Below are 25,612 nucleotides of genomic sequence, written 5' to 3'. Positions count from 1 at the left end.
ACTCGCTGCGCTCACTCACTCGCCGACCGCGCGCGGGCGGGGGCGCTGTTCCTCGGCCTCGACGACGGCGGCGACCTCGGCGCCCGGGCCGTCGGCGGTGACCGGGGGCTCACTGGCCGAGACCGGGGCCGCCAGGTCGATGGTGCGCACGGTGCGCGGTGCGACCGGCGCCTGCACATAGGTGGGCCGGGTCACCGGCAGCGGATCCCAGAGCGTCCCCGGCGCCCCCTCGGGCGCGTCGATCTCCACCCGGTTCACCGAACCGGCGTCCTTGCCGGACATCGCCTTGGCGAGTTCCTCGCGGCTGATCCGGACCGTGTCCTCCTCATCGCCGCGCTCGATACGAGCCAGCCGAGCCTCGAACCCCTGATGCATCGCTCGCACGCTGACCCGGGCGATCGCGACGAAGGCCGCGATCAGCACCACCGGGATCGTCACGCTCCACCACGGCGTACGCCCGATCGCGCTCAGCACGATCAGCGTGACCAGGCCCAATCCCAACACACCAAGGACATTTCGCCGCCGGGCCGCCATCCGCTTCTCGGTCCGGCAGATCTCGGTGACCGCCGCACGCCGGGTCAACGGCGTGGAGATCTGCACATCGTCGATCGGATTCAGGTCCTGGTCCACCGCCGGCGCCGAGCCGTCGCGGATGATCTGCACCGAATCGGAGAACCGGGATTCGGGGTCGCTGACCGGCCGCGCCGGCTGCTGGTTGCGGCGCAGGTACATCGGCACCAGATACGCCAGCCAGGCCACCACGATCGCACCGAAGATCAGCCCCGTCGTTCCCACGAGGCAGACGCTACGCAAGCAGCCGTCCCAACGCGCTGACCCTAACCGGAGTGTCGTCACATCCGTTGCGGACAAGCCCAAATCGACTCATGTTTGATGGCAGGACCGAAGGTGAGGAGTCCAGATGGCGCAGGTCGTAGGGAGTGGCGCCGCCGGCTACTCGATGAACGTCAGGTCGCGGTGCTGCTCTGCTCCCAGCGATGCACCAGGCCCTCACCGACCTCGTCGGCGTTCAGCGCGAACACCTCGTGATCCCGCCAACCGCCGTTGATGTGCAGATAACCCGGCCGCAACCCCTCGTATCGGAAGCCGAGTTTTTCCACCACCCGCAGGGACTTCCCGTTCTCGGGGCGGATCGCGACCTCCATCCGATGCAACCCCATCCCGAAGAAGCAGTAGTCGGTGGCCATCGCCACCGCCGTCGGGACGATGCCGCGGCCGGCCAGCCGCTGGTCGACCCAGTAACCGATCTGGGCGAAGTTGGCCGATCCGCGGGTGATCCCCGAGACCGTCACCTAGCCGGCGAGCACCCCTTTGGCGTTCGGGTCCTCCCCCAGCGATTCGTCCCAGACCAGCAGCCAGGGCAGCATCCGGCCCTGCCGCGCCTGGTGGTTGAGCAGGCGTACCAGCGACCCGAAGCTCGGCGGGCCCGGCTCACCACCGGGCGGCACGGTCGCCTCCCAGGGCAGCAGCCAGTCCCGATTGACCCGGCGTACCGACTCCCACGCGGCCCGGTCCCGCACCCGCATCGGCCGCAACCGGACCCCGCCGTGCTGCAGGGTCACCGGCCAGCGGTGCGAACCCTGGCGGCTGATCTCGGTGCGGAAACGGTTGGCCATCTCAGTGATCGCCACCTCGGAGCTGGGACACCGCGTGCGGCAGGATCGGCGCCAGGACTTCCATCGCATCGCGTGCGCCGCCGCTCGACCCGGGCAGGTTGATCACCAGGGTGCGACCGGCCACCCCGGCCAGCCCCCGGCTCAGCAGTGCGGTCGGGATTCCCTTGTCCAGACCGAAACGGGCGATCGCCGCCGGGATCTGCGGCACTTCGTAGTCCAGCAGCGGCGCGGTCTGCTGCGGGGTGACATCGGTCGGGGTGATCCCGGTACCGCCGCTGGTCAGCACCACATCGTGCTCCCCGATCGCGGCCCGCAGGGCCTCCCCCACGGCGTCCCCGTCGGGTACGACGACGACCTCGGAGACCTGGAATCCCAGCCCGGACAGGGATTCGCTGAGGATCGGGCCCGACTTGTCCGGATAGACACCGGTCGCCGCCCGGGTGGAGGCGACGACCACGCAGGCCCGGCTCAGGTCAGTCACGACGCCAGTCCCCACTGCGACCGCCGGACTTGGCGGTGACCCGGATGTCGGAGATCACCGCACGCTTGTCGACCGCCTTGACCATGTCGACCAGCGCGAGACCGGCGACCGAGACCGCGGTCAACGCCTCCATCTCCACCCCGGTGCGCTCATTGGTACGCACGGTCGCGGTCAACTCGACCCCCTCGTCGACGATCTCGACGCCGACCTCGACACCCGAGACCATCAGCGGATGGCACAGCGGGATCAGTTCGGGGGTCTTCTTGGCGCCCATGATGCCCGCGATCCGTGCCACGGCAAGAGCATCGCCCTTGGGGATGTCCCCCGAACGCAGCAGTGCCACGCACTCGGCCGACAGCAGTACGCGGCCGGCGGCGGTCGCGGTACGGACCGTCACCTGCTTGGCGGAGACATCCACCATCCGGGCGTTGCCGGCGGCATCCAGGTGGGTGAGGGCGGGGTCAGTCATCGGTCAGCATCCAGGTGGTGACGGTCTGGCCGGCGGGGACCACCTCGGTGCCGGGTTCCAGCACGACCAACGCATTGGACTTCTGCAACGAGCCGAGCAGATGCGAACCGGGGCCGCCGACCAGGTCGACGGTGTGCCGGCCGCCGGGATCGGTGCGCACCTCACCACGGAGGAACTGGGCCTTGCCGGGTGCGGAGCGGATGATCGTGTTGGTGACCGCACGCACCGGTTCCCGGAACAGCGGTTCGACCCCCATCAGCTTGCGCAGCACCGGGCGTACGAACACCTCGAAGGAGACGAACGAGGACACCGGGTTGCCGGGCAGCATCAGCATCGGCACCTGGTCCTCGCCGATCAGGCCGAAGCCCTGCGGCTTGCCGGGCTGCATCGCGAGCTGGGCGAAGTCGACCAGACCGAGGCTGGGTGCGACCGCCTTGACCACGTCCCAGTCACCCTGCGAGATGCCGCCGGAGGTGACGATCAGGTCGGCGCGCACCAGCTGGTCGGAGATGATCTGGGCCATCTCCTCCTCGTCGTCGCCGACCGCGCCGACCCGGAACACCTGGGCGCCGGCGGCCTTGGCCGCGGCGGCCAGCATGTAGGAGTTGGAGTCATAGAGTTCGCCCTTGTCGCCCAGCGGCAGTCCCGGTTCGACCAGTTCGGTGCCGGTTGCGATCACCACCACCCGCGGCCGCGGCCGGACCAGCACCTTGTCGATGCCCACCCCGGCCAGCAGCCCGACGGTGCGGGAGTCGATGCGGGTGCCGGCCGACATCAGGTGCTCACCGTCCTCGATGTCGGAGCCGCGCAGCCGGATGTTCTTGCCCTGTTCGATCTGCGCGAAGATCTGCACATCCTCGACACCACGATCGGTGAGCTCGTACTGCACCACCGCGTCGGCACCCTCGGGCACCGGGGCCCCGGTCATGATCTTCATCGCCGTGCCCGGGGCGAGCGCCCGGTCGGCGACCGAGCCGGCGGCGATCTCCCCCACCACGGCCAGCGACGCCGGCGCGTTCTCGCTGGCGTTCCAGGTGTCGGCGGCCTGCACCGCGTATCCGTCCATCGCCGCGTTGTCGAACCCCGGCAGGGCGATATCGGCCTCGATGTCCTCACACAGGCTCAGCCCGAGCGCATCCAGCACCTGCATGCCGAACGGCGGCAGCGGTTCGATCTGGTCGAGCACCCACTGCCGATGCGCCTGCCACTCCCGCAGCCCGGCGTCATTGGCGGCCGGGGGTTCCGGCAGGGTCGGGACTTCCTCCACCACCTCGGGCGCGGGGGCAGCCTTCTTCTTTCGACCGAACAGAGCCATGGCCCATACGATAGGCGAATGAACCTGCCCGGACCGCCCAGGCGCCCCGGTGACACCGGATCCGCAGCGGACCAGGAGGCATTGCGGTCCGCCAAGGAGATGCTGCGCGGCGCGATCCGCACCCGTCGCCGGGCCCGGCCGGAGGCCGCACGGCTGGCGGATGACCATGCACGTTTCCTGCTGCTGCAGGATTTCTGGGGTACGCCCCAGCCGGATTCGGTGGTGGCGGCGTACCTCTCCCATGCTGACGAACCGGGCACCCTGGAGACGGTCGGGTGGCTCGCCGCCCACGGGGTCCGGGTGCTGTTGCCGGTGCTCGATCGGCGCGCCGACGGGTCGGTACGCCGGGAACCGGACTGGGCGCCCTATGCCGGCCCGGACCGGTTACGGGCCGGGTTGTGGGGCATCCCCGAGCCCACCACCGACCCGGTCGGCGCCGAGGGACTGGCCGAGGCGGGCGTGATCGTCTGCTCCGGGCTCGCCGGGACCACCGCCGGCGAGCGGCTCGGGATGGGCGGCGGTTGGTTCGACCGCGCCCTGGAGTACGCCGCAGCGGATGCGGTCACCGTCATGCCGTTGAACGACGACGAGGTGCTGCCGAGCCTGCCGGTACAGCCCTGGGACCGCCGGGTGGATGTGCTCATCACCCCGACCCGGTTGGTCCCACCACCCGACTGAGCCCTCGCGAATGCAGGATTGGCCCATGAATGCCATGAGCGCACCGATTCGGCCACAGCCCCGGAGCCGTTGGCTGCTGTCCGAGCAACGTCGGGCGTACCTGGCCATGTTCATCATCCTGATACCCGCCGGCGCGGGTTGTCTGGCGCTCGCGTTCACCAACCGGCAACTCCTGCGCTACTCGTGGCTGGTCGGTCTGGTCGTGTCGTGGGCGATGTACACCGTGGTGCATTCGCTGCTGACCATGCGCACCTTCGGCGGGCTCAGCGGGGCCGCCCTCGGCGCCGCGGTCACCGCCGATCCCAAGGCGCAGCCAGAGAAGGAGCCGCGACGGCGCGGTCTGCTGCACCGGCTCCGGAATGACGATTCCGGCCCCGCCTGGTCGATCCAGATCTCCTTGTTCGCGCTGGTCGGACTGGTCGTGATGGTCTTCATTCCCCAGCTCCGCGCTTCGATCCCGCTGCTGGCGCTCGGGTTGGTGATGGTGGCCGGGGCCTGGGCCAACATCGCGATCATGTACGCGGTCCACTATGCCCGCTTCGATCTGCTGCATGGCGGCTTCGAGTTCCCCGGCGACCGGGACAGCGAACGCGAGTTCACCGACTATCTCTATCTGTCGCTGGCCGTACAGGCCACCTTCGGTACCACCGACACCGCCATCACCAGCTCCGCGGCGCGCCGGGCGGTGATGACCCAGGGGATCCTCGCATTCGTCTTCAACTCCGTGCTGGTCGCGATGATCGTGTCCCTGATGCTCGGCTCTGCCCAATGACCTCACACCCGGGGGGCGCGGTGGTGCGAACGGTTCAGCTGCCGGGGAGGAGTTCGAGGCGTTCCTCGGCGACGGCTTCGACGGCCTCGCGGCGATAGGGCCAGGGCGGCATCTCCCCGCGGGCCAGCAGCTCCAGCTGGTCGTCGTAGTTGGGATGGAAGGGGTGTCCGGACTGCCCCGACTGGTTCACCCACCGCGAATTGTCCAGGTCGGACAGGTCGACGACCATCCGCATCGTCGGCCCGGAGGTGACCTCGAAACCCCACTTGCGGTCATCGAAACCGAAGGCCTGGACGATCGCCGTCCCGCCGCCGACCGGTTCGTCCCCGCGGTTGAAGATCGCTTCCAGGGCACCGATCCCCGAGGATCCGAAGGTCTGGTTGCGCAACCGCAGCCGGTGCGACTTGCCCCACTGCCAACCCGACGGATCCCGGCTCATCAGCACCGTGATGTCACGGCGGGCGTCCACCATCGCCTGGGCGATGATCGTGTCCCGGTCCTCGACGATCACGGTGTTCTTGTCGTCCCACCACGGATTGCGGGGATCGCGCAGCAGCTCGGCCAGCACCCCGTACCAGCGATCGGAATTGCCGGTGCGCAGTTCGGGCGGCACCTCGTCATCGAAGGTGAGCCGCAGCAGATGCTTCATCACCAACTGGAAATAGGCGGCGCCGGCCGAATCCGGACCGGCCTGCAGGTCCCAGTCACGCAGCACCTGCTGCCCGTCCCGCACCCAGTCCTCCGCCGGTGGCACGCGCAGCAGCGAGGGCACGATCCGGTCGGCGAACCGGACGCGGTTGTCGGTGAAGATCGCCTGGCTGTCCTCGACGGTCATCGGCCGTTGCAGGGCGTTGATCCGCTCACCGATCTGCTGACTGCGCCAGCCCATCGAATAGTCCGATCCGAGCACCCCCGGATAGTTGGCGATGATCTGCTGGTTGGCGGCGACGATGTAGTTCCGGGGCGGGTTGTAGGCGTACGGCAGTTCGGCGAACGGCACCCGGCCCTGCCAGTCGTAGGCCGGATCCCAGCCGGGCATCGGGACGGTGCCGTCACCGGCCCCGCGGCGCGGCAGGTCACCGGGCAGCTGATAGCCGATGTTGCCCTGGGTGTCGGCGTAGATCAGGTTCTGCGAGGGCGCCTTGAGGCGTTCTGCGGCCTGCCGGAACTCGGCGAAGTTGCGTGCCTCGTTGACCCCGAACACCGCATCCAGGGAGGTGCTCGGGGTGAGCGCGGTCCAGCTCAGCGCGACCGCGCTCTCCACCCCGTCGGGGGTCTCGGGCGCCGGCACACCCCGCAGTTGCGCATCCACATCGGAGAGCAATGGGCCATGCGATCCGGTGCGTACCGTGATCGTGCGTGGTTCCTCCCCGGCGACGTCGATCGTCTCGGTGCGGGTCTCCAGCTCGACCCAGTCCTCGCCGCGGCGTACCTTGCCGCCGCGCACCTGTTCCAGGTAGAGATCCTGGGTGTCGACGTAGGGGGTGGTCATCCCCCAGGCGATGTCGGCGTTGTGGCCGATCATCACCCCGGGCATGCCGGAGAAGGAATATCCGGTGACGTCGAACGGGCAGCCCTCGCTGACATTGCGGCAGTGCAGCCCGACCTGGGTGAAGACCGACGGGATCGAGGTGGCCAGGTGCGGATCATTGGCCAGCATGGGTTTGCCGGAGGCGGTGCGCTCCCCGGAGACCACCCAGGAGTTGGAGCCCAGACCACCGCTGTCCCGGTCCGCGACCATCGCCGGCAGCTTGCCGTCCAGTTCGGCGATCGCCCGCAACTGCGGTACCGCGGCCGCGGGAAGTTCCGGAGCGGTGCGCTGCTGCCCCTGGCGGGCGTTCGGGTCGAACTCCCCCGCCACCGGCGCTCCCCGACCGACGATCGGTTCGAACACCTGCGGGTCGAAGGGCGGGCGCAGTTCGGCGGCCCGCTGCGGGCCGACCACCTGCCGCATCACCGCGTTCTCGATCTCGGAGGTGCGGTTGCCGTCCAACTGCCAGGCCATCGCCTTCAACCAGGCCAGCGAATCCACCCCGGACCACGGTTCGGGCCGGGCGCCACGGCCCTGCAGGCCGAGGATGGTGTACTCGACCCCGAGGTCGCTGGGCTGTCGCGAGGTGAGATAGGCGTTCACCCCGGCGGCGTACGACTCCAGATAGCGCCGGCTGCTGGAGCTGAGCATCGCGAACTCCTGCTCGGCCACCCGGCGCCAACCCAGGGTGCGGACATAGCTGTCGGTCGCGACCTGGGAGGGGCCGAACCACTCGGCGAGCCGGCCCGCGGTGACGCGGCGGCGGAAGTCCATCTCGAAGAACCGGTCCTGGGCGGACACCCAGCCCTGCGCCGCGAACAGGTCCTCGGGGGTGTCGGCATAGATCTGGGGTACGCCGCGGGCGTCGCGGAGCACGGTGACCGGGTTGGCCAAGGGGGTCACCGTCGTGCTGCCCTCGGTCTGCGGGAAGGATTCCCGGATCGTGACCACCGCCAGGCTCGCCAGCGCCGCCAGCACCAGCGCAACGGTGATCAGCAGGTTGAACAACCAGCGCGGCAGATGTCGCAAGTCAATCCTTCGGGCGGGGTCGGTGCGCGGTGGCCGGGTCCGGCCGAGACCCACCCGAGCCTAACGAGCGAGGTGGGCCCGAGACAGCCGACCGGCTGTCGGAATGGCGAAATTCACACCTCCGCATTAGCAGTCGCTATGCTTGAGTGCCAGAAGGAGACACGATGCCCACGTATCAGTACCGCTGCAAGGACTGCGGGTCCGACCTCGAGGTCCAGCAGAAGTTCACCGACGATGCCCTGACCGAGTGCCCCAACTGTGACGGTGGGCAGCTGCGGAAGGTCTACAACGCCGTCGGCGTGCACTTCAAGGGTTCCGGTTTCTATCGCACCGACTCCCGCAAGGACGCCGGCGCGAAGAGTTCGTCGGGCGGGTCCTCCTCCGGGGAGAAGAAGTCCGATTCGCCCAGCAAGGCCGACTCGGGCTCGGGCAGCTCCGGCAGTTCTTCCAGCGACTCGAAGTCCAGCTCCAGCAAGGCCGCCACCTCCGCCTGATACCGGACGCCACCGGCCACGGTGCGCTGGACCCGCCCCACCGGTGCTGCCTGCGAAATCTGCGGCTCGATCGCAGAATCGACCGATCTGGGCACCGATCGGCAATCGAGCCGCAGATTTCGGCGGGCTGAGCCAGGCGAGAGGGTGCGTCCGCGGGGTGTTCCCGTAACCGACCGTGGTGGTCCGCCCCGCTGCGGATGGCGGCCCACTCGATGAGCGTGGGGCCTGTGGACAACTTCTCGGGGCGGTCGGTGCCTGTGGACAGCGGTGCACGATTCCGGCACGCGCCACCCATGGTGGGGCATGCCTGCTGAGTCCGGTTCCGTCTTCCGCCCGCGCCGCACGCGCCCGCCGCGGCGTACGCCCCTGGCGAGCTTCGGCCGCTGGTTGCTCTGGCACCGCCGCGCCCTGGCCGTGGTCTGTGCGGTGGCCGCGGTGCTCTGCACCCTGCTCGCCGCCCGTCCCGCTCCCGACCCCGGCGTACCCGTGGTGGTCGCCGCGAAACCGTTGAGCGGCGGCGCCCCACTGAGCGCAGCCGATCTCAAGGTCGTCAGCTATCCGACCCGCCTCGCACCCGCCGAACGCAGCACCGACCCGGCCGCGCTGATCGGGCGGGTGCTGACCGCGCCGGTCTCCGGGGGCACGCCGCTCTCGGAGCTCTCGGTGGTCAGCCCGCGGGCCGGCCGCGGTGCCGACGACCAGGTGCTGGCACCGGTCCGGCTCACCGATCCGGGGGTGGCCACCCTGCTCCGGGTCGGTGATGCCGTCGACGTGCTGGCCACTCCGATCGACCAGGGCACCGCCCGGGTGGTGGCCCGCGGTGCCCGGGTCGCGGCCCTTCCGGGCACGGGAACCGGTGCCGGCCCGTTCGCCACCGAGGACAGTCGGGGTGCGCTGCTGCTGCTCGAGGTCCAGGCCGATGCGGCGCCGAGTCTGGCCCAGAATTCGGGCCGGCTCTCGATCGTGTTGCGCTGAGCGCGACACGCGTGGAAAAGCCGGGACGCCGGTTACCGGCTGATAGATTGCGAGCCGTTCCGGCCCAAGGTGGGCCTACGAACTGATTGGAGAAGAAGTATGAAGGGCTTCAAAGACTTCATCATGAAGGGCAACCTCATCGAGCTTGCCGTTGCCTTCATCATGGGCACTGCCTTCGCCGCCGTGGTGAAGAGCTTCGCCGCCCTGCTGATGGATCTCGTTGCTCGCATCCTCGGTTTCGACCCCAGCCAGGCCTTCAGCTCCGCCGTCGTGTGGGGCCTCAAGATCGGTGACTTCCTGAGCACCCTGTTCAGCTTCGTCGTCACCGCTCTGGTTCTCTACCTCGCTGTCGTGAAGCCTTACGAGCAGTACAAGAAGATGCGCGGGATCACCGACGAGAAGACCGCCACCGAGACCGAGCTGCTGGCCGAGATCCGCGACCTGCTCGCCGGTCGCTGATCCTCACCCTCGACCACCCCCGACCCAGAGCAGCAGAAAACCCCGTCACGGTGCGGTGACGGGGTTTTTCTCTGCCCACACGAGATTTCTCCGATCAGTCCCAGTGCTCCGATCAGCCCCAGTGCGGTGGCCGGTCGGCGAGCAGGCGGCGATCGGCTGCGTCCAGCCCGGTACGCCCGGAACTCACCCGGGACACCGCACCGGTGGCACCGAGCAGCCGGCGCACCTCGGCCATCGCCGCGGCGTACTGGGCGGCACCCAGACCCGCCCGCATCTGCTGTGTCGGTTGATGATTGCGCCGCGCGGCCTCCCGGAGCCGGTCACCGGACCAGCCCAACCCGGCCAGCTCCGCCAGCAGCACCTCCGGCTGCGGGGTGTCGTGATCCGGCAGGTCGAGTTCCTCACCGGTGAGCGCGAAGCCGAGCACGCGGTGCCAACCGGTGCTCATCCGCCGAGCACGGTCCCGGGTTCGATGCGCTGCTGTTCGGCACCGCCGTCGAGCTCGACCTTTCCCCGGACCACCACATCGGCACCGAAGGAGAAGTCGCCCTGCACCTGCAGCGAGGTGGCCTCACGCAGCGAGGGGGCACCGTCGGCGAACCGGGCGTCGAAGTCGCCGATCTTCTTGTAGTACGCCGAATCCAGGCTCACCGCCGGCGTGCTGTCGGTGGTCGCCTCGAGGGTGCCGTCGGTCCGCACCCGGTAGCAGTCCGAGCGCAGCAGCAGCAGCTCATTGGTGGTCTTCACCGGCAGGAACCGGCTGCGGTCCACCACGATCGCGGTCGCCCCCTCGAAGACCTCGATCGCCGCCCCCATCGCGGTCTCCACCTGGAAGACCTCCGGGGAATCGGAATCGGCCGGGTCGACGGTCTTGGTGTTGCGGATCAGCGGCAGGCCGAGCACCCCGCGGCGCTCGACGAGCACCTCCCTCAGTCGCTGCAGGTCCCACCACAGATTGTTGGTGTGGAAGAACGGATGCCGGTGCTCGTCGGTGAAGAAGTGCATCTCGTCATCGGCGGTCTGGGCCGTGTCCCGCAGGATCAACCGACCATCGCTGCGGCGGACCGCGAGATGCCCACCCTTGCGGTCGTTCACGGTCCGCCGGCACAGCTCGGCGGCGTACGGTGCACCGCTGGCGGCGAACCAGCCGGCCAGCACCGGGTCCGGGGCCGCGCCCAGGTTGTCGGAGTTGGATACCGACGCATAGCGGAATCCCTGCTCCAGCAGGCGATCCAGGATCCCGGAGCCGAGCAGCGCCGGATAGATGTCCCCGTGCCCCGGCGGGCACCACTCGAGCGACTCGTCGGCCGGCCAGGACACCGGGGTCAGGTCGTCGGTGCGCAGCTTCGGCTCGAAGTTCTGCAGGAAATCCGGCGGCAGGTCACCGACCGGCAGATCCGCTTGGTCGGCCAGCACGGCGAGCGTGTCCGCACGGGTGCGGAAGCTGTCCATCAGCAGCAGCGGCAACCGGGCGCCATGGGTCTCCCGGGCACTGCGCACCTGCTGCAGGATCAGATCGAGGAAGGTCTTCCCGTCGCGCACCGGCAGCAGCGACTTCGCCCGGTCCATCCCCATCGAGGTGCCCAGGCCACCGTTCAGCTTGATCATCACCGTCTGCGCGAGCGCCTCACGGGACTGCTCCGGGTCCGGGTGCTGATCGGCGAGCCGGTCCACCTCGGTCAGCGGGCTGATGCTGTCCTCGGCGATCAGACCGGTCGCACCGGACTCCAGTTCGCCGTAGTAGTGCCGGAAGACCTCGATCTCGACCGGGTCGACCCCGGCTTCGGTCATCTTGTCGATCGCGCTGCGCAGTCCCTCGGCGCTCACCCTGCCTCCTCGGCGGTATCGGTCATCTGTCTGGTCAAACCTAGCGAGAGCGGGCCGGGTCGCTGCAGCTGGCCGGTTCAGTTCGGCGCGGTGGCGAACAGCACGATCGCCACCACGCACACCAGCACCGCGACGATGCCGGTCAGCAGGACGTGGCCGTGGTCCTTGCGCATCGCGAAATGGGAGGCGCCGGCGCCGACACCGAACAACAGGGCGGCGCCGAGATATTGCCAGTGCGGCAGATAGAAGAAGGTGAACAGCAGCGCCAGCGCCAGCACCACCAGGCTGACCGGAACCGTCACCGGAGCATGGCGGTCACCGAACCCGGCCAGCGGGCCGCGGCGGCGATTGGGCCGGATGCTCTCCATCAGCGACTCCGGCTGCTCCCTGGGATCCATGGTCCCACTCTAGGCGCAACCCGGCACGCGCCCTAGGCTGCCCGGATGAGCACCTGGAGCGATGCCGAGTCCCGCGTTCTGACGGCCCTGGACGAGGAGCGGCTGGTCCGGACCCTGGTCGAGCTGGTGCGGGTGCCGTCGGTGACCGGCAGCGATGCCGAGTCCGAGCTGCAGGCGATGCTCGCCGGCCGGCTCACCGCACTCGGGCTGGAGGTGGACAGCTGGCGGTTGGCGCTGGACGAGTTGTACGCCGCCGAGGACTTCCCCGGTGTGGAGGCCGAGCGCGGTGAGGGTCACGGGGTGGTCGGCACCGCCGCCGGGACCGCCGGCGAGGAGGTCCCGGCGCTGGTCCTGCAGGGCCATGTGGACGTGGTACCGGTCGGTGATCCCGCCAAGTGGGGTGACGCCGATCCCTTCCAGGCAAAGATCTCCGGGGACATCCTGCACGGTCGCGGGGCCTGCGACATGAAGGCGGGGCTGGCCGCCAACCTGGCCGTCGCCCAGGCGCTGCGGGACAGCGGGCTGCGGTTCGAGCGCGGCTTCGCGCTGCACTGCGTGGTCAGCGAGGAGGACGGTGGGCTGGGAGCGTACGCCACCCTGCGGCGCGGTCACACCGGTGAGGTCGCGGTGATCCCCGAGCCGACCAGCGGCCGGCTGGTCACCGCCTGCGCCGGTGCGCTCACCTTCACCCTCGAGGTGCCCGGCCGGGCGGCACACGGATCGGCCCGGCTCAGCGGGATCTCCGCGATCGAGAACTTCCTCACCCTGCATCCGGTGCTGGCCGAGCTGGAGGCCCGCCGCAACGCCGATCCCGATCCGCTGTTCGCCGGGAATCCGTTGCCCTACGCGATTTCGGTGGGCACGGTCCGCGGTGGCGACTGGGCCAGCAGCGTGCCGGACCTGCTGACCGCCGAGGGGCGGATGGGCGTACGCCTGGACGAGGACCCGGCGACCGCGCGCGCCGAGCTGGAGCAGGCGGTCGCCGAGGTCTGCACCCGGCATCCGTTCCTGCGTGACCAACCGATCCGGGTCAGCTGGTCCGGCGGGCAGTTCGGCTCCGGACGGATCGAGGCCGACCACGCCTTCATCGGTGAGACCCAGCAGGCGATCGCAGCGGTGAGCGGACGCGCGGCGGCACTCGGGGCCGCACCCTATGGCTCGGATCTGCGGCTCTACACCGGCGTCGGTGGGATCCCGACGCTGCACTACGGCCCCGGCGATGTGGCGATGGCGCATGCACCCCGGGAACAGGTGTCGATCGCCGAGACGATCCAGGTGGCGCGGACCCTGGCCGTGCTCGCGGTCCGCCGGCTCGGTGGTCACACGGCGCGCTGATCCCCGGGATAGCCTGACCGGCATGCTGCTCCAGGAGGTCGCCGACACCTCGGCCGCGGTGGCCGCGACGCGTTCCCGCAACGCCAAGCGGGACCTGCTGGCCGAGCTGCTGCGCCGTACCCCGGCCGAGGACCTCGAGATCGTGGTCGTCTGGCTCGCCGGCGAACTGCGGCAACGGCGTACCGGGGTCGGCTGGGCCTCGCTCAGCACGCTGCCCGATCCGGCCGCCGAACCGAGCCTCGAGGTGACCGCGGTCGACGCCGAGCTGGAACGGGTCGCCGGGCTGGCCGGGCCGGGTTCGCAGCTGGCCCGCAGGCAGGCGATGAGCCGGTTGTTCGGTGCCGCGACCGCGGGCGAACAGCGGTTGCTGCGCGGCCTGCTGTCGGGTGAGGTGCGTCAGGGTGCGCTGGACGCGGCGATCCTCGACGCGGTCGCCGCCGCCTCCGGGGTGCCGATGACCGAGCTGCGGCGAGCGGTGACGGTCCGCGGCGCGACGGCCCCGGTGGCCGTGGCCGCGCTCACCGGCGGCAGCGAGGCGGTCGCCGCGTTCGGCGTACAGGTCGGTCAGGGAGTACGCCCGATGCTGGCCTCCTCGGCCCCGGATGTTCCTGCTGCGTTGGAAAAACTCGGCGACCGGTGGAGCCTGGACACCAAGCTGGACGGCATCCGGATCCAGGCGCACCGCGGTGCGGACGGGGTGCGCCTGTTCACCCGCAGCCTGGATGACATCACCGACCGGCTGCCCGAGGTGGCGGCGATCGTGGCCGCGCTGCCCGGTGGGGATCTGGTGCTGGACGGGGAGGTGCTGGCCCACGATGCGGCCGGGAAACCGCGGCCCTTCCAGGACACGGCCGCGCGCAGTGCCACGCTGAGTCCGGCACCGGAGGCTGGCGCCGGGCTGGTACCGGCGTTCTTCGACGTGCTCCACGCCGACGGCGCGTCCCTGCTGGACCGCCCGCTGGTGGACCGGTTGGCGGTGCTGGACCGACTGGTGCCGCGGGAGTACCGGATCCGGCGCGCCGACACCACCGACCCACAGGAGGCGGCCCGGTTCTTCGAGCAGGTGGTCGCCGACGGCCATGAGGGGGTGGTGCTCAAGGATCTGGACGCGCCCTATGCCGCGGGTCGCCGGGGCGCGGCCTGGATCAAGGTGAAACCGCGGCACACCCTCGACCTGGTGGTGCTCGCGGTCGAACGCGGCAGTGGCCGGCGGCGCGGCTGGCTGTCGAACATCCATCTCGGCGCGCGCGATCCCGAGGGCCGCTTCGGCCCGCCGGGTGGGTTCGTGATGGTCGGCAAGACCTTCAAGGGGATGACCGATGAGATGCTGCGCTGGCAGACCGAACGGTTCACCGACCTGGCGGTCGACGAGGGTGACTGGGTGGTGACGGTGCGGCCCGAGCAGGTCGTTGAGATCGCCCTGGACGGGGTGCAGCGATCGCGTCGTTATCCGGGCGGGGTGGCGCTGCGGTTCGCCCGGGTGGTGCGTTATCGCGACGACAAGCCGGCCGGTGAGGCCGACACGATCTCCGACGTCCGCGCTCTCGGCGAGGGCTGACCGGGCTCGCGCGCCGTCCGCAAAGAATGATCATGGAATATTCGTACTTGCATACGTATGTTTGCGGCTGAAGGGCCGGATATTCCATGATCGTTTCTGGATGGACAGCTGCCGAGGAGCTCGATTGGGGTGGGGCTGTGCGGGAGCGCTAGGCTGAGACGGCCGCGCGAGCGGCGAGGCCCCATAGCTCAGGGGATAGAGCACCGCTCTCCTAAAGCGGGTGTCGTTGGTTCGAATCCAACTGGGGCCGCCCGACGTTCACCCGTTGTTTGATGAGATTCCGCTCAGTCCGAGTTGCTTTTGGGCCGATTTTGGGATGTGCCCTTGGTTGGGACCCCGTGGGTGGGTATCTTTTTTATTGAGAGCGCCGATGGATGTCTCCTGGGGGTGGGTAGACAAGGTGCGTGAGCCCGTTCGTCGGCGCTCTCCTCAATCATGACGAAGGGCCCCGGAACCAGATCGGTTCCGGGCCCTTCGCTCTGCGTCGGCTCGCGCGCGGCGCCATGACCCCGCTCTTCGGCCCAGTCGTCGAAATCCTCGCGGCCTTTCCGCGCCGGTCACCTCAGTGACGCGGGATTTCTCCTTGGTGGGCCTGCATCGCGGGGACGCGCCGCCAGACGCTCGCCTCCTGGAGGTCAGCTGGCGGGGGTCTCCTCCGGGAGGCCCTTGAGCTGCTCGATCAGGTTCTCCAGCTGGGAGGCGTTCAGCAGGCCGGCCTGGTTGAAGACCATGTTGCCCTTGTGGAACGCCATCACCGTGGGGATGCTCATGATGCCCAGCGAACCGGACAGCTCCTGGTTGGCCTCGGTGTCGACCTTGCCGAAGACGACATCGTCGTGGGACTCCGACACCTTCGAGTAGATCGGCGAGAAGCGCTTGCACGGGCCACACCAGTCGGCCCAGAAGTCGACCAGGACCAGGTCGTTCTCCTTGATCGTGGACACGAAGTCCTCGGAGTTCAGGTCAACGGTTGCCATATCGGGCGTACCTCTCTCTAGTTCGGTCGTGCCCATTCGCACAGGGCCACGCTCACCTGCACAACACCGGTGCCGGGAACGCTATTCCCCCTCAAGGGTAAGCATGATGTCGTCACCGATGGAACGGATCACCCGGCCGGCGCCGATGGTCCGCCCAGCCACGGTGGACACCAGCGCCGACATCCCGGGCAGCGCCTCATCCGGCGTACCGGCCCCCGGCACCGTCCGCAGCAGCAGCGGATTGCTGCCGTCGGGCCACGGCTGGCTGAGCCGCTCCCAGGTCCGCAGCCAGGCCTCGGAGATCTCCTGCACCGACGGTACGCCGAAGAAGTGCCCGACCGGTGCGTGGTGCCGCAGCGCCACGATCGGCGAATCCACGTAGAGCAGCGCCAACCGGACCCGGGCATCCAGATCGCGGCGTTGCTCCAGCGACCCCTGGACCGCCCAGGAGCACGGGTTCGGACAGGTCTCGCCGACATCGGGCCGCTCCCCCGCGCCGATGGTCTCGTGGTTCATCGCGCAGACCGCGAGTGCATCCCCGAGCCGGGAGTGGAACTTGTCCAGATAGGCGGTGTAGCCGATCACGTCACCGTTGCAGGCGTTCAGCGACCGCTTGGCGGTGGCCCGCAGCGCCGAGTTATGCGGGCAGCTGCGGTCGTCGGTGCCCCAGCGCTCCCCCACACTGTCGCGCATCCGCAGCGGATCCCCGCCGTGCCCCAGGGTCGATTCCCAGGCGAGCTGGCAGAGGTATTCCCCGATCAGGTGCGCGGTCACCACCACCTGCAGCGGTTCGTGGCGCAGCGCGCGCAGCTGCATCACCTCGAGCATCAACTCGTACAGCGGTACCAGCGAGGCCAGCGCCCCGCGCTGCGGATCGCGCGGCAGCAGCGGGAAGGAGGACTCCGCCAGCCGCAGGGCCCACGGCCGGTCGAAACCCTCGGCGATGGTGCCGAAGTCCTCGGCGTCCAGGTCCAGCACCCGTTTCGCCGCGGTCGCCAGGTCGCGGACCTTCGCCAGCCGCTGCGGCGACCCGGTCTGCGGCAGCTTGTCCTGGGCCAGGGCCGCCACCGCGTCGTACCAGTGTCCCTCCAGCAGTGCGCGGACCGGCCCGTCAGGCACGGACGACCACCACGGCGAACAGCTGCTCGGCCGCGTCGGCGTCCACCTCGTAGCTCTCCCCCGAATCGGTCGTCAGGCGTACGCCCCCGGCACCCGGTTCGGCGTCCACCTCCACGCCCGGCACGATCCCGGCACGGAACAAGGCCGCCATCGTCTCGTGCCCGGTCTGCAGGTTCTCCCCGATCCGGCGCAGCTGCACCCGCGTGGACCCGCCGCCGGAGACCAGTCGCGCCAGCGCCTGGCTCGACTCGCCGGCATCGGCGGCCGCGGTGGACCCGAGATCGGCCAGCCCCGGGATCGGGTTCCCGTAGGGCGAGGTGATCGGGTCACCGAGGATGGAGACCAGCCGCCGCTCCACATCATCGGAGATGACGTGCTCCCACCGGCAGGCCTCGTCGTGCACGTTCTCCCACTCCAGGCCGATCACATCGACCAGCAGCCGCTCGGCGAGCCGGTGCTTGCGCATCACCCGGATGGCACGATCGCGGCCCACCTCGCTGAGCTCCAGATGCCGGTCGCCCTGCACCGAGAGCAACCCGTCGCGTTCCATCCGGGCCACGGTCTGGGACACCGTCGGGCCGCTCTGGTGCAGCCGCTCGGCGATCCGGGCACGCAGCGGAACCACACCCTCTTCCTCGAGCTCGTAGATGGTGCGCAGATACATCTCGGTGGTGTCGATCAGGTCGCTCACGCGGCTGCTCCTGTCCTGCCTGTCTGCGGGTGGCCTAACCCCAGCAGGTCGAGCCGGCGGGGTCACCCCAGCTTACTGGGCGGTCGTACGCCCGGGAACTGTTCGACCGGCCTGCTCGTTCAGTCGACCCAGCGACCGCCGCGCAGCACCCGGCGTACCCCGCCGCCGGGGTCGGTGAGCACCAGATCCGCCCGGTACCCCGGCGCCAGTGCACCGACCTCGGTCAGCCCGTGCCAACGGGCCGGATTGCCGGCCGCGGCGGCGGCCACCGCCGTCAGATCGGCACCCAGCCCGAGCACATACCGCACCGCGGCCGCCATGGTCAGCGTGGAGCCGGCGATGCTGCCCAGGGTCGGCGCCCCGGACCCGTCGGCGACCAGCAACCGGGCCACCCCGCCGCTGACCCGGGCCTGCACCGCACCGAGCGCGTAATCACCGTCGCCGAGCCCGGCGGCGGCCATCGCGTCGGTGACCAGCAACACCCGGTCCCAACCGGCCGCGTCGGCGGACATCCGGATCACCTCGGGTGAGAGATGGATGCCGTCGCAGATCAGCTCGACCCCGACCCGCGGATCGTCCAAGAGCACCGGGACCGGGCCCGGGTCGCGGTGATGGATCGGCTGCATCGCGTTGAACAGATGGGTCGCCACCCGCGCACCGGCATCGATGGTCCGCCGGGTCAGCTCGGCCCCGGTATCGGAATGCCCGAACGCGACACACACCCCGGCGGCCCGGAACCGCTCGATCGCCTCGACCGCGCCATCGAGCTCGGGGGCCAGGGTGACCATCGCCAGCTGCCCGTCGGCGGCGGTGAGCAGGGCATCCACCAGCTCGGGAGTGGGATCGCGGAGCAGCAGCGGATCGTGCGCGCCGCGGCGGGCCTCGGCCAGGAAGGGCCCCTCCAGGTGCAACCCGGCCAGCTCACCGGCGGCGGCGAGACCGGACAGCATCTCCAGCTGGCGGCACAGGTTGTCCACGGTGTCGGTGGCCAGGCTGGCGAACTGGGTGGTGGTGCCGCGGGAACGGGCGAAGTCGAGCACCCGGCGTACCCCGGCGGCATCGGTGGAGCCGAAGTCCACCCCGACGCCACCATGGGTGTGGGTGTCGATGTAACCGGGCAGGGCCCAGGTGTCGTCGGTGGCGGCACCCGGTGCGGGTTCGACGGCGGCGATCCGGTCGTCGGCGATCTCGATCCGGGCGGGGGCGACCATGCCCGACGGGGTGACGGCCCCCGCGACCAGCAGCGGTTCCACCTCAGTCCGCCAGCACCACCGCGCGGGTCAGATTGCGCGGTGCGTCGGGATTCAGACCGAGCTTCATCGCCCGGGCCACGGCGAGCCGCTGGGCGATGATCAGATCGGCCATCGGGTCGATGTCGTGGTCGACGAAGGTGGCGCCGGTGTCGCGGACCTGGGCGGCCAGACCATAGGGCGGGCGGCCGAAGCTCCACACCACCCGGCCGGGTTCGGCGACCGCGATCGGGCCGTGCCGATATTCCATCGCCGGGTACGCCTCGGCCCAGCTCTGCGTGCACTGGCGGAACTTCAGCGCCGCCTCCTGGGCCAGCCCGATCGTCCAGCCATGACCCAGATAGGTGATCTGCTCGACATCGGCCATCTCCTCGGTGAGCCGGTACTGCAGCGCCTCGGTGGCCTGGCGGACCATCTCGGCGAGCGGGTCGCCGACCCAGGCCCGGACCAGGGCGAGCGCGGTGGTGGCGAAGCGGGTCTGCACCACCGAGGCCTCGTCGGCGAAGGACAGGTCGATGCTGGCCTCGGCCAACCGGGCGGTCGGTGAGGTCTCGGGGACCACGTCGCCGACGACGGCCAGGGTCGGGATCCGGCCGCCGACATCGCTGAGCAGGCGGTTGATGTCGGTGGTTCGCCCGGAGCGGCTCAGCACCACCAGCCGCTGGTAGCCGCGGTCCCGCGGGCACTCCGAGGCGGTGAAGGCGTCCGACTGCCCCATCCCGGCGGCCTCCCGGAGGGCGGCCATCGACTGCGCGATGTACCAGGCCGTGCCGGTCCCGACGAAGGCGACCCGCTCACCGTCGGCGGGCAGCAGGTGCGCCACCTCCGGCAGCAGTTCCCCGGCCCGCTGCCAGCACTCCGGCTGGGAGCCGATCTCGTCATCGGTCAGGAAGGGCATCTACGCTCCTCGGCTCGGCTGCGGTGGACCATCGGCTCCAACCTAGCGTGCGGCCTCAGGGCTGCAGTCGGGTACGCCGCCAGCGGTAGTCGTAGCGGTCGAACAGCAACCGATCGTGCAACCGGCTCGGCCGGCCCTGCCAGAACTCGATCCGGTCCGGCACGATCCGGAAGCCACCCCAGTGCTGCGGCCGGGGCACCTCGCCCTCGGCGTACTCGGTCTCCGCTCCGGCGTACGCCTCGGCGAGTGCGGCCGCGTCGGCGATCGGGTGGGACTGCCGCGACATCGCGGCGGCGATCTGGGAGCCGCGCGGTCGGACCGCGAAGTAGGCGTCCGACTCGGCCGCGCCGACCCGCTCGACGATGCCCTCGATGCGGACCGAGCGATAGAGCGCCGGCCACCAGAAGGTGGCCGCCACCCCCGGGTTCTCGGCGAGCTGGTTGCCCTTGTTCGAGTCGTAGTTGGTGTAGAAGGTGAACGACCCCTCGCCGAAATCCTTGAGCAGCACCACCCGCGCGCTGGGTCGCGGCCGGCCGTCGGTCATCCGCACGGTGGCCACCGTCATCGCCGTCGGTTCCTTCACCTCGCCGCGCTCGGCCGCGGCGAGCGCGTCGCCCAGCCAGCGTTCGAACAACCGGGTCGGGTCCATCCCCGCCTCGTCCTCCAGCAGGCGTACCGAGTCGTAGTCGGTGCGCAGTCCCTTCAGGTCGGCAGGCTCGTCTCGGCTCATGGCCCCCCACTGTGCCGCGCGTGAAAGGATTGCGCCATGCCGATCGAGATCCCCCCGTTGCTGCTGCCCCGCGACGGACGGTTCGGGTGTGGTCCGGCGAAGGTCCGCCCGGCCGCCGTGGAAGCCCTGGTCGATTCCGCCGCGACCCTGCTCGGCACCTCCCATCGGCAGGAACCGGTGCGGGAACTGGTGCATCGGGTACGCGCCGGGCTGGGCACCCTCTACGGGTTGCCGGACGGTTACCAGGTCGTGCTCGGCAACGGTGGCGCCAGCACCTTCTGGGATCTCGCGGTCTGTTCGCTGATCGAGCAGCGGTCGGCGCACGGTGTCTTCGGCGAGTTCTCGTCCAAGTTCGCCAAGGCGGCCGCGGCCGCACCGCATCTTGCGGACCCGTCGGTCTTCGAATCCCCCGCCGGCACGGTCCGGTTGCCGGAGCCGACCGAGGGTGTCGACGTCTATGCCTGGGCGCACAACGAGACCTCCACCGGTGCGCTCGCCCCGGTCCACCGGATCGGTGGCGAGGAGGCGCTGGTGCTGATCGACGGCACCTCGGCCGCCGGTGGTGTCGGGGTCGATCTCACCGCAGTCGATGTCTACTATTTCGCACCACAGAAGGGATTTGCCTCCGACGGTGGACTGTGGCTGGCGTTCCTGTCGCCGCGCGCGATCGAGCGGATGGAGCGGATCGCGGCCAGTGATCGGTGGATCCCGGAGATGTTGTCGCTGAAGGCGGCGTACGACAATTCGCTGAAGGACCAGACGCTGAACACCCCGGCGATCGCGACCCTCTTCCTGATGGCCGAGCAGCTCAGCTGGTTGCTGGAGAACGGCGGGATGGCGTACGCCGAGCAGCGCACCCGGGCGTCGTCGATGCGGCTCTATCGCTGGGCGCTGGAGAATCCGCTGACCACCCCGTTCGTCGCCGAACCGGAGCACCGCTCCCCGGTCGTCGGCACCATCGACTTCGACGAGTCGGTCGATGCCGCCGAACTGGCGACGGTGCTGCGTGCCAACGGTGTGGTGGACACCGAGCCCTATCGCAAGCTGGGCCGCAACCAGCTGCGGATCGGGCTGTTCCCGGCGATCGACCCGGAGGATGTCACCGCGCTCACCCATTGCATCGACTGGGTGCTGCCGCGGGTACGCCGCTGACCCCCACGAACCGCTGCGGATCTGCCGCCGGTCGGCCATGATGGGCGCATGGACAGCAGGTTGCCGGAGTTCCCCGCCGATTGGCAGCGGGCGTTGGTGCTGGTCGCCCACCCCGATGATCCCGAATACGGCATGGCCACCGCGATCTCGCGGTGGACGCGGGAGGGCAAGCGCGTGGACTACGTGCTGGCCACCAGTGGCGAGGCCGGTATCGACGGCATGGAACCGGCCGTCTGCGGCCCGCTGCGGGAGGAGGAGCAGCGCCGCGCGGGCGCGGTCGTCGGGGTCACCGACATCACCTTCCTCGGCTTCCCCGACAGCGAGCTGCGCAACGACGAATCGCTGCGATCCGCACTGGGCAAGGAGATCCGGGACCGCCGCCCGGACGTGGTGCTCTCCCTCTACCGCGGGCCGGCCTGGGGTCCGGAGGCACCCAACCAGCGTGACCACATCGAGTTCGGCAATGCGGCGGTGGCCGCGACCGCCGACCTGCCCGCCGAGGAGCGGCCGCGCTGGCTGTTCGAGAACGGGCCCGGGTCGACGCACCGGGTGGCCGTCACCGAGGAGGACGTGCAGCGGGCGATCGGGTCGCTGGCCGAGCACGATGTCTATCTGCAGGTGCTCGACCCGGACACCCCGGTGGCGGAGCAGGCCCGCAAGCAGGTGGAGATGACCTGCCAGCGCGATGAGGACGGCGGGATCTGGGTCGGTTTCACCCGGGTCGACCTGTAGCCCTGTCGATCTGGGCCGGGTCTGGTTAGGGTGGGTCAATGACGGACCCCACCCAGCCGGAACCCCAGGCCATCGACGCCCCCATGACCACGGCGGCCGCCTTCCTGGTGCTGACCGTCGGCGACGGTGACGACGCCACGACCACCGCACGCGGGGTCGTGGCCGGCATCGACGACCTGATCAAGGACGTCCGGATCCGCGCCAACGGCCGGCCCTTCACCTGCAACGTCGGGATCTCCGACCACGTCTGGGACCGGCTCACCGGCAACCGGCCGAAGCCGAAGGAGCTCAAGCCGTTCACCGAGATCAAGGGGGCGAAACACACCGCGGTCGCCACCCCGGGTGACCTGCTGTTCCACATCCGCGCCGACTCGACCGATCTGGTCATCGAGTTCGAGAAGCTGCTGCTGGAGGCGCTCGGCGATTCGGTCAGCACCGTCGACGATGTCGCCGGTTTCCGCTACTTCGACGGCCGCGACCTGCTCGAGTTCATCGACGGCACCGCGAACCCCGACGGCCTCGCGCTGCCGGCCGCGACCCTGGTCGGCGAGGAGGACGAGCAGTACGCCGGCGGCAGCTATGTCGTCATCCAGAAGTACCTGCACGACCTGGGCGCCTGGCGCAAGCAGTCGACCGAGACCCAGGAGCAGATCATCGGGCGTACCAAACCCGACAACGTCGAACTGCCCGATGCCGGCGCCGATCAGCAGAAGTCGCACAAGACGCTGTGCACGATCACCGACGAGCAGGGCGAGCACGACATCCTGCGCGACAACATGCCGTTCGCGACCCCCGGTGAGGGCGTCTACGGCACCTTCTTCATCGGCTACTCCCGCCACCTGTGGGTCACCGAGAAGATGCTGGAGCGGATGTTCGTCGGCGATCCGCCGCCGCTGTACGACAAGATCCTCGATTTCTCGAAGGCGGTCACCGGGGTGACCCTGTTCGTCCCGCCGCGCGGGTTCCTGAAGTCCCTCTCCGACTGACCAGTACGCCGACCGGCCGGTGACTCGACCGGTACGCCGCCGGTTCAGCGACGAGGCCAGTCGTCCCCGAGCCGGGGCCGGATCACGGTCGGGTCGTCGTCATCGAGCGGCCGGCCGAGATCCGGTGCGTCCCAGGCCCGCCGGGCACTGCTGTCCGCACCCCGATCAGCCGACGGCTCGGCCCGGTCGGGCTGCTCGGCCCGCTCGGCGTCCGGTTCGGCCTCTTCGGCAGACCGCTGCGGGGTGCTCTGGCCGACCGAGGCGCCGCCGCGCCGCGGCGGCATCGGTCCGGCGGCCCGACCGGGCCGGTTGCGGCCCAGCAGCAGCACCACCGCCGCGCCACCGAGGGAGACCAGCAGGGCCAGCAGCAGCGCGACCAGGGTGCCCGTCCGGCTGGCGCGGGCGCTGGGCGGTTCGAGCGGGGCCTCATCGACCGGTGCCTCGCTCGGCGGCGGTGACGGCGGCGGGGTCGCTCCGGGGGTGGGCGCGACCTCCAACTGCTTGGGGATCGGCACCGACATGACCACCGAGTTCTCGCCCTCGGAGCCGACCAGCAGCGACTTGCCGTCCAGGCTCACCGCGACCGATTCGCCCTGCGGCTGGAACGGCAGCGGCGCCCGGGTCACGGTGCTGTAGATCTCGGGGCTGAGCACCTCGACCGCGACGTAGCTGCGCAGCACCAGCCGACCGTCGGGCAGAACCGCACCGTCGGTGACGAAGGACGGGCCCTGGGCGACCCGGGTCAGGGTGTTCGGGGCGTCGGTACGCAGCTGCCGCGGGGCGGCGTACACATCGCCCTCGGCCTCCTTGGTGACGAACAGCAACCGGCCCTGCTTGTCGACCAGCATCGCCTCCGCGTCGTGCGGCCCATCGGGATAGACGAAGTCGTAGGCACGGTAGCTGCCGGAGCGATTGTCGTTGGGCGCGGGGCTGTCGAAGTAGTAGACGGTGATCTTGTCGCGCTTGCGCTGGTTGTCACCGATGTCGCCGACATAGAGCCGGTTGCCGACCATCAGCACCGCTTCCACATCGACCGGTTTGGCGGCGTACTCCAGGGTGCCCTTCGTCTTCCCGTCCGGGCCGATCGCATAGATGACCCCGGTGTCACCGGAGTCGTTGACCGTCCAGTAGAGGTTGTTGCCGACATCGCGGGTCAGCCCGGAGGACTCCTTGATCCGCGGGTCGGTGATGGTGAACGCGGGCTTCGGGGTGGGCGCGGGGGCCGCCGGTTCGGGTGAGGGATCGGCGTACGCCGCGGGTGCCAGGGAGAGGGAAAGGCTCGCCACCGAAGCGGCGATGGCGGTACACCACCGCATCCGTGTGCTCGTCATCTCCCGCTCTCTCTCGGCGACACCAACAGCGAAGACTACGCGACCCGGGCCATCGGCTGGCGAATCGTCGCGCGCATGAGGGGCGGCAATACTATGAGCCGCGTCACAATCCCCGGGCCCCGGTCCGCGGTCAGCGCTGCCACCACTGCAGCACCGCGCCGACCACGACCAGCAGCACCAGCACGACCAGCACACCGGTCACGATGAGCCTTCGGACACGCGGATTCACCCCGACAGCGTAGTGGCCGCCGTCGAGGTGCCGGGTCCACTACCCTGTCCGGGTGACCCCTGCCGAGCCGATCCCGGAGCCCGCCGGCGGTGCCCCGGTGCCCGCGACGGGCCTGCCCGGTACGCCGGAGACGATCCAGGTCGGCGGTTTCTCGCGGCTGCGCTATCTGCTCGTGCTGCTGGCGGTCGCGTCGCTCGCGGCGCTGTGGGTGCTGCTCACCCAGGGCAAGTGGAACGGGGTCGGCGCCTTCATCGTGCTGCCGCTGTTCGCGCTCGCGGTCTGGTGGCTCGCCGGGCCGCCGCATCGGCTGCGTCAGGTGATGCTGGGCCCCGACGGCATCGAGCTGACCCGGCACACCCGGGTACGCACCCGGATCGCCGCCGACGAGCTGGCCGGCATCCGCCGCGAGGCCGATGCGCTGATCCTCACCCCGGCCGATCCGGCCGCCTTCCTCACCCGGCATCGGGAGCTGCGTCCGCTGCGCGCCGGCGACCAGGTACGCCTCCCGCTCAGCTAGGACGCACGGCCCTCGAGTAGCGAGCCATGCGCAGCGGAGCGGAGC

Annotated in this window: 28 protein-coding genes and 1 tRNA gene; 12 read left to right on the top strand and 17 right to left on the bottom strand. The window is 70.0% G+C overall.

What is annotated here, in order from left to right; all coding sequences use genetic code 11:
* Window positions 1-15: 15 nt before the first annotated feature.
* From C8D81_RS19545 to glp, 6 genes are all read right to left on the bottom strand, one after another.
* Window positions 16-795, bottom strand: coding sequence for a hypothetical protein (locus C8D81_RS19545; RefSeq protein WP_094433316.1), 780 nt, complete (start codon window positions 793-795; stop codon window positions 16-18).
* A 170-nt stretch (window positions 796-965) separates the two neighbouring features.
* Entirely contained in the window at window positions 966-1,310 is a 345-nt protein-coding gene (locus C8D81_RS21995; RefSeq protein WP_407644084.1) for a GNAT family N-acetyltransferase, read from the bottom strand.
* Window positions 1,311-1,634 carry a hypothetical protein gene (locus tag C8D81_RS21990; RefSeq protein ID WP_407644083.1) on the bottom strand — a complete coding sequence of 108 codons (324 nt, stop codon included), beginning with the start codon at window positions 1,632-1,634 and terminating at the stop codon, window positions 1,311-1,313. It lies immediately after the preceding gene.
* 1 nt (window position 1,635) lies between these two features.
* Window positions 1,636-2,115, bottom strand: a complete 480-nt coding sequence (locus tag C8D81_RS19535) for a MogA/MoaB family molybdenum cofactor biosynthesis protein (RefSeq protein WP_094433314.1) — start codon at window positions 2,113-2,115, stop codon at window positions 1,636-1,638.
* Entirely contained in the window at window positions 2,108-2,584 is a 477-nt protein-coding gene (gene moaC, locus C8D81_RS19530) for a cyclic pyranopterin monophosphate synthase MoaC (protein WP_094427646.1), read from the bottom strand. The genes C8D81_RS19535 and moaC overlap by 8 nt, the downstream gene beginning before the upstream one ends.
* Window positions 2,577-3,899, bottom strand: a complete 1,323-nt coding sequence (glp, locus tag C8D81_RS19525) for a molybdotransferase-like divisome protein Glp (RefSeq protein WP_094355635.1) — start codon at window positions 3,897-3,899, stop codon at window positions 2,577-2,579. Before glp ends, moaC begins: the two co-directional genes overlap by 8 nt.
* An 18-nt stretch (window positions 3,900-3,917) precedes the next feature.
* Between glp and C8D81_RS19520 the strand changes: the two genes are divergently transcribed.
* The gene (locus C8D81_RS19520; protein WP_166646911.1) at window positions 3,918-4,577 is read left to right on the top strand and encodes a 5-formyltetrahydrofolate cyclo-ligase; all 660 of its coding nucleotides are present in this window, start codon (window positions 3,918-3,920) and stop codon (window positions 4,575-4,577) included.
* Between the two features lie 34 nt (window positions 4,578-4,611).
* Window positions 4,612-5,349 (top strand): DUF1345 domain-containing protein, encoded by a 738-nt coding sequence (locus C8D81_RS19515; RefSeq protein ID WP_166646910.1) that lies wholly within the window; start codon window positions 4,612-4,614, stop codon window positions 5,347-5,349.
* 34 nt (window positions 5,350-5,383) lie between these two features.
* On the opposite strand, the gene C8D81_RS19510 is transcribed toward C8D81_RS19515, so the two are convergent.
* Window positions 5,384-7,909 (bottom strand): penicillin acylase family protein, encoded by a 2,526-nt coding sequence (locus C8D81_RS19510; protein WP_208109408.1) that lies wholly within the window; start codon window positions 7,907-7,909, stop codon window positions 5,384-5,386.
* 164 nt (window positions 7,910-8,073) lie between these two features.
* On the opposite strand from C8D81_RS19510, the gene C8D81_RS19505 reads away from it, so the two are divergent.
* From C8D81_RS19505 to C8D81_RS19495, 3 genes are all read left to right on the top strand, one after another.
* Complete coding sequence (locus C8D81_RS19505) at window positions 8,074-8,403, top strand: FmdB family zinc ribbon protein (RefSeq protein ID WP_094406079.1); 330 nt, start codon at window positions 8,074-8,076, stop codon at window positions 8,401-8,403.
* Between the two features lie 303 nt (window positions 8,404-8,706).
* Window positions 8,707-9,378, top strand: coding sequence for an SAF domain-containing protein (locus tag C8D81_RS19500; protein ID WP_094406080.1), 672 nt, complete (start codon window positions 8,707-8,709; stop codon window positions 9,376-9,378).
* Window positions 9,379-9,477: 99 nt separating this feature from the next.
* The gene (locus tag C8D81_RS19495; protein WP_094403569.1) at window positions 9,478-9,837 is read left to right on the top strand and encodes a large conductance mechanosensitive channel protein MscL; all 360 of its coding nucleotides are present in this window, start codon (window positions 9,478-9,480) and stop codon (window positions 9,835-9,837) included.
* A gap of 112 nt (window positions 9,838-9,949) precedes the next feature.
* On the opposite strand, the gene C8D81_RS19490 is transcribed toward C8D81_RS19495, so the two are convergent.
* From C8D81_RS19490 to C8D81_RS19480, 3 genes are all read right to left on the bottom strand, one after another.
* A complete protein-coding gene (locus C8D81_RS19490; protein WP_133626646.1) occupies window positions 9,950-10,285 on the bottom strand; it encodes a hypothetical protein in 336 nt (111 codons plus the stop codon).
* Window positions 10,282-11,664, bottom strand: a complete 1,383-nt coding sequence (locus C8D81_RS19485) for a UTP--glucose-1-phosphate uridylyltransferase (protein ID WP_094403567.1) — start codon at window positions 11,662-11,664, stop codon at window positions 10,282-10,284. Before C8D81_RS19485 ends, C8D81_RS19490 begins: the two co-directional genes overlap by 4 nt.
* A 77-nt stretch (window positions 11,665-11,741) precedes the next feature.
* On the bottom strand, window positions 11,742-12,062 hold the full coding sequence (locus C8D81_RS19480) for a hypothetical protein (protein WP_133626645.1): 321 nt from the start codon (window positions 12,060-12,062) through the stop codon (window positions 11,742-11,744).
* Between the two features lie 45 nt (window positions 12,063-12,107).
* Between C8D81_RS19480 and C8D81_RS19475 the strand changes: the two genes are divergently transcribed.
* From C8D81_RS19475 to C8D81_RS19465, 3 genes are all read left to right on the top strand, one after another.
* Entirely contained in the window at window positions 12,108-13,397 is a 1,290-nt protein-coding gene (locus tag C8D81_RS19475) for an ArgE/DapE family deacylase (protein ID WP_133626644.1), read from the top strand.
* A gap of 22 nt (window positions 13,398-13,419) precedes the next feature.
* Complete coding sequence (locus C8D81_RS19470) at window positions 13,420-14,955, top strand: ATP-dependent DNA ligase (protein ID WP_133626643.1); 1,536 nt, start codon at window positions 13,420-13,422, stop codon at window positions 14,953-14,955.
* A gap of 177 nt (window positions 14,956-15,132) precedes the next feature.
* Window positions 15,133-15,205, top strand: a tRNA-Arg gene (locus C8D81_RS19465).
* A 385-nt stretch (window positions 15,206-15,590) separates the two neighbouring features.
* Here C8D81_RS19465 and trxA read toward each other — a convergent pair.
* The 6 genes from trxA to pdxH all read right to left on the bottom strand — a co-directional run bounded on the left by trxA (window position 15,591) and on the right by pdxH (window position 20,620).
* Window positions 15,591-15,932, bottom strand: coding sequence for a thioredoxin (gene trxA / locus C8D81_RS19460; protein WP_094355646.1), 342 nt, complete (start codon window positions 15,930-15,932; stop codon window positions 15,591-15,593).
* Window positions 15,933-16,013: 81 nt separating this feature from the next.
* On the bottom strand, window positions 16,014-17,051 hold the full coding sequence (locus C8D81_RS19455) for a hypothetical protein (RefSeq protein WP_229118005.1): 1,038 nt from the start codon (window positions 17,049-17,051) through the stop codon (window positions 16,014-16,016).
* Window positions 17,044-17,742: a metal-dependent transcriptional regulator gene (locus C8D81_RS19450; RefSeq protein ID WP_094355648.1), complete on the bottom strand. Its 699-nt coding sequence runs from the start codon at window positions 17,740-17,742 to the stop codon at window positions 17,044-17,046. Before C8D81_RS19450 ends, C8D81_RS19455 begins: the two co-directional genes overlap by 8 nt.
* Before the next feature lie 119 nt (window positions 17,743-17,861).
* Entirely contained in the window at window positions 17,862-18,953 is a 1,092-nt protein-coding gene (locus C8D81_RS19445) for an N-acetylglucosamine-6-phosphate deacetylase (RefSeq protein ID WP_094433391.1), read from the bottom strand.
* 43 nt (window positions 18,954-18,996) lie between these two features.
* The gene (locus C8D81_RS19440) at window positions 18,997-19,890 is read right to left on the bottom strand and encodes an SIS domain-containing protein (RefSeq protein ID WP_094433304.1); all 894 of its coding nucleotides are present in this window, start codon (window positions 19,888-19,890) and stop codon (window positions 18,997-18,999) included.
* 55 nt (window positions 19,891-19,945) lie between these two features.
* Window positions 19,946-20,620 carry a pyridoxamine 5'-phosphate oxidase gene (pdxH, locus tag C8D81_RS19435; RefSeq protein WP_094433302.1) on the bottom strand — a complete coding sequence of 225 codons (675 nt, stop codon included), beginning with the start codon at window positions 20,618-20,620 and terminating at the stop codon, window positions 19,946-19,948.
* A gap of 36 nt (window positions 20,621-20,656) precedes the next feature.
* On the opposite strand from pdxH, the gene serC reads away from it, so the two are divergent.
* Genes serC through C8D81_RS19420 form a run of 3 tightly spaced genes read left to right on the top strand, consistent with a single transcriptional unit; the run spans window position 20,657 to window position 23,490 of the window.
* Entirely contained in the window at window positions 20,657-21,772 is a 1,116-nt protein-coding gene (serC, locus tag C8D81_RS19430) for a phosphoserine transaminase (RefSeq protein WP_094433300.1), read from the top strand.
* Between the two features lie 48 nt (window positions 21,773-21,820).
* The gene (locus C8D81_RS19425) at window positions 21,821-22,504 is read left to right on the top strand and encodes a PIG-L deacetylase family protein (RefSeq protein ID WP_094433298.1); all 684 of its coding nucleotides are present in this window, start codon (window positions 21,821-21,823) and stop codon (window positions 22,502-22,504) included.
* A gap of 38 nt (window positions 22,505-22,542) precedes the next feature.
* A complete protein-coding gene (locus tag C8D81_RS19420) occupies window positions 22,543-23,490 on the top strand; it encodes a Dyp-type peroxidase (protein ID WP_094433296.1) in 948 nt (315 codons plus the stop codon).
* A gap of 44 nt (window positions 23,491-23,534) precedes the next feature.
* Here C8D81_RS19420 and C8D81_RS19415 read toward each other — a convergent pair whose 3' ends face one another.
* Window positions 23,535-24,821 carry a hypothetical protein gene (locus tag C8D81_RS19415; protein ID WP_133626642.1) on the bottom strand — a complete coding sequence of 429 codons (1,287 nt, stop codon included), beginning with the start codon at window positions 24,819-24,821 and terminating at the stop codon, window positions 23,535-23,537.
* Window positions 24,822-25,102: 281 nt separating this feature from the next.
* Between C8D81_RS19415 and C8D81_RS19410 the strand changes: the two genes are divergently transcribed.
* Complete coding sequence (locus C8D81_RS19410) at window positions 25,103-25,567, top strand: hypothetical protein (RefSeq protein WP_094355655.1); 465 nt, start codon at window positions 25,103-25,105, stop codon at window positions 25,565-25,567.
* Window positions 25,568-25,612: the final 45 nt, after the last annotated feature.

The organism is Enemella evansiae, assembly GCF_004362375.1.
GTDB lineage: Bacteria > Actinomycetota > Actinomycetes > Propionibacteriales > Propionibacteriaceae > Enemella > Enemella evansiae.
This window is presented reverse-complemented; position numbering and strand designations above follow the sequence as displayed.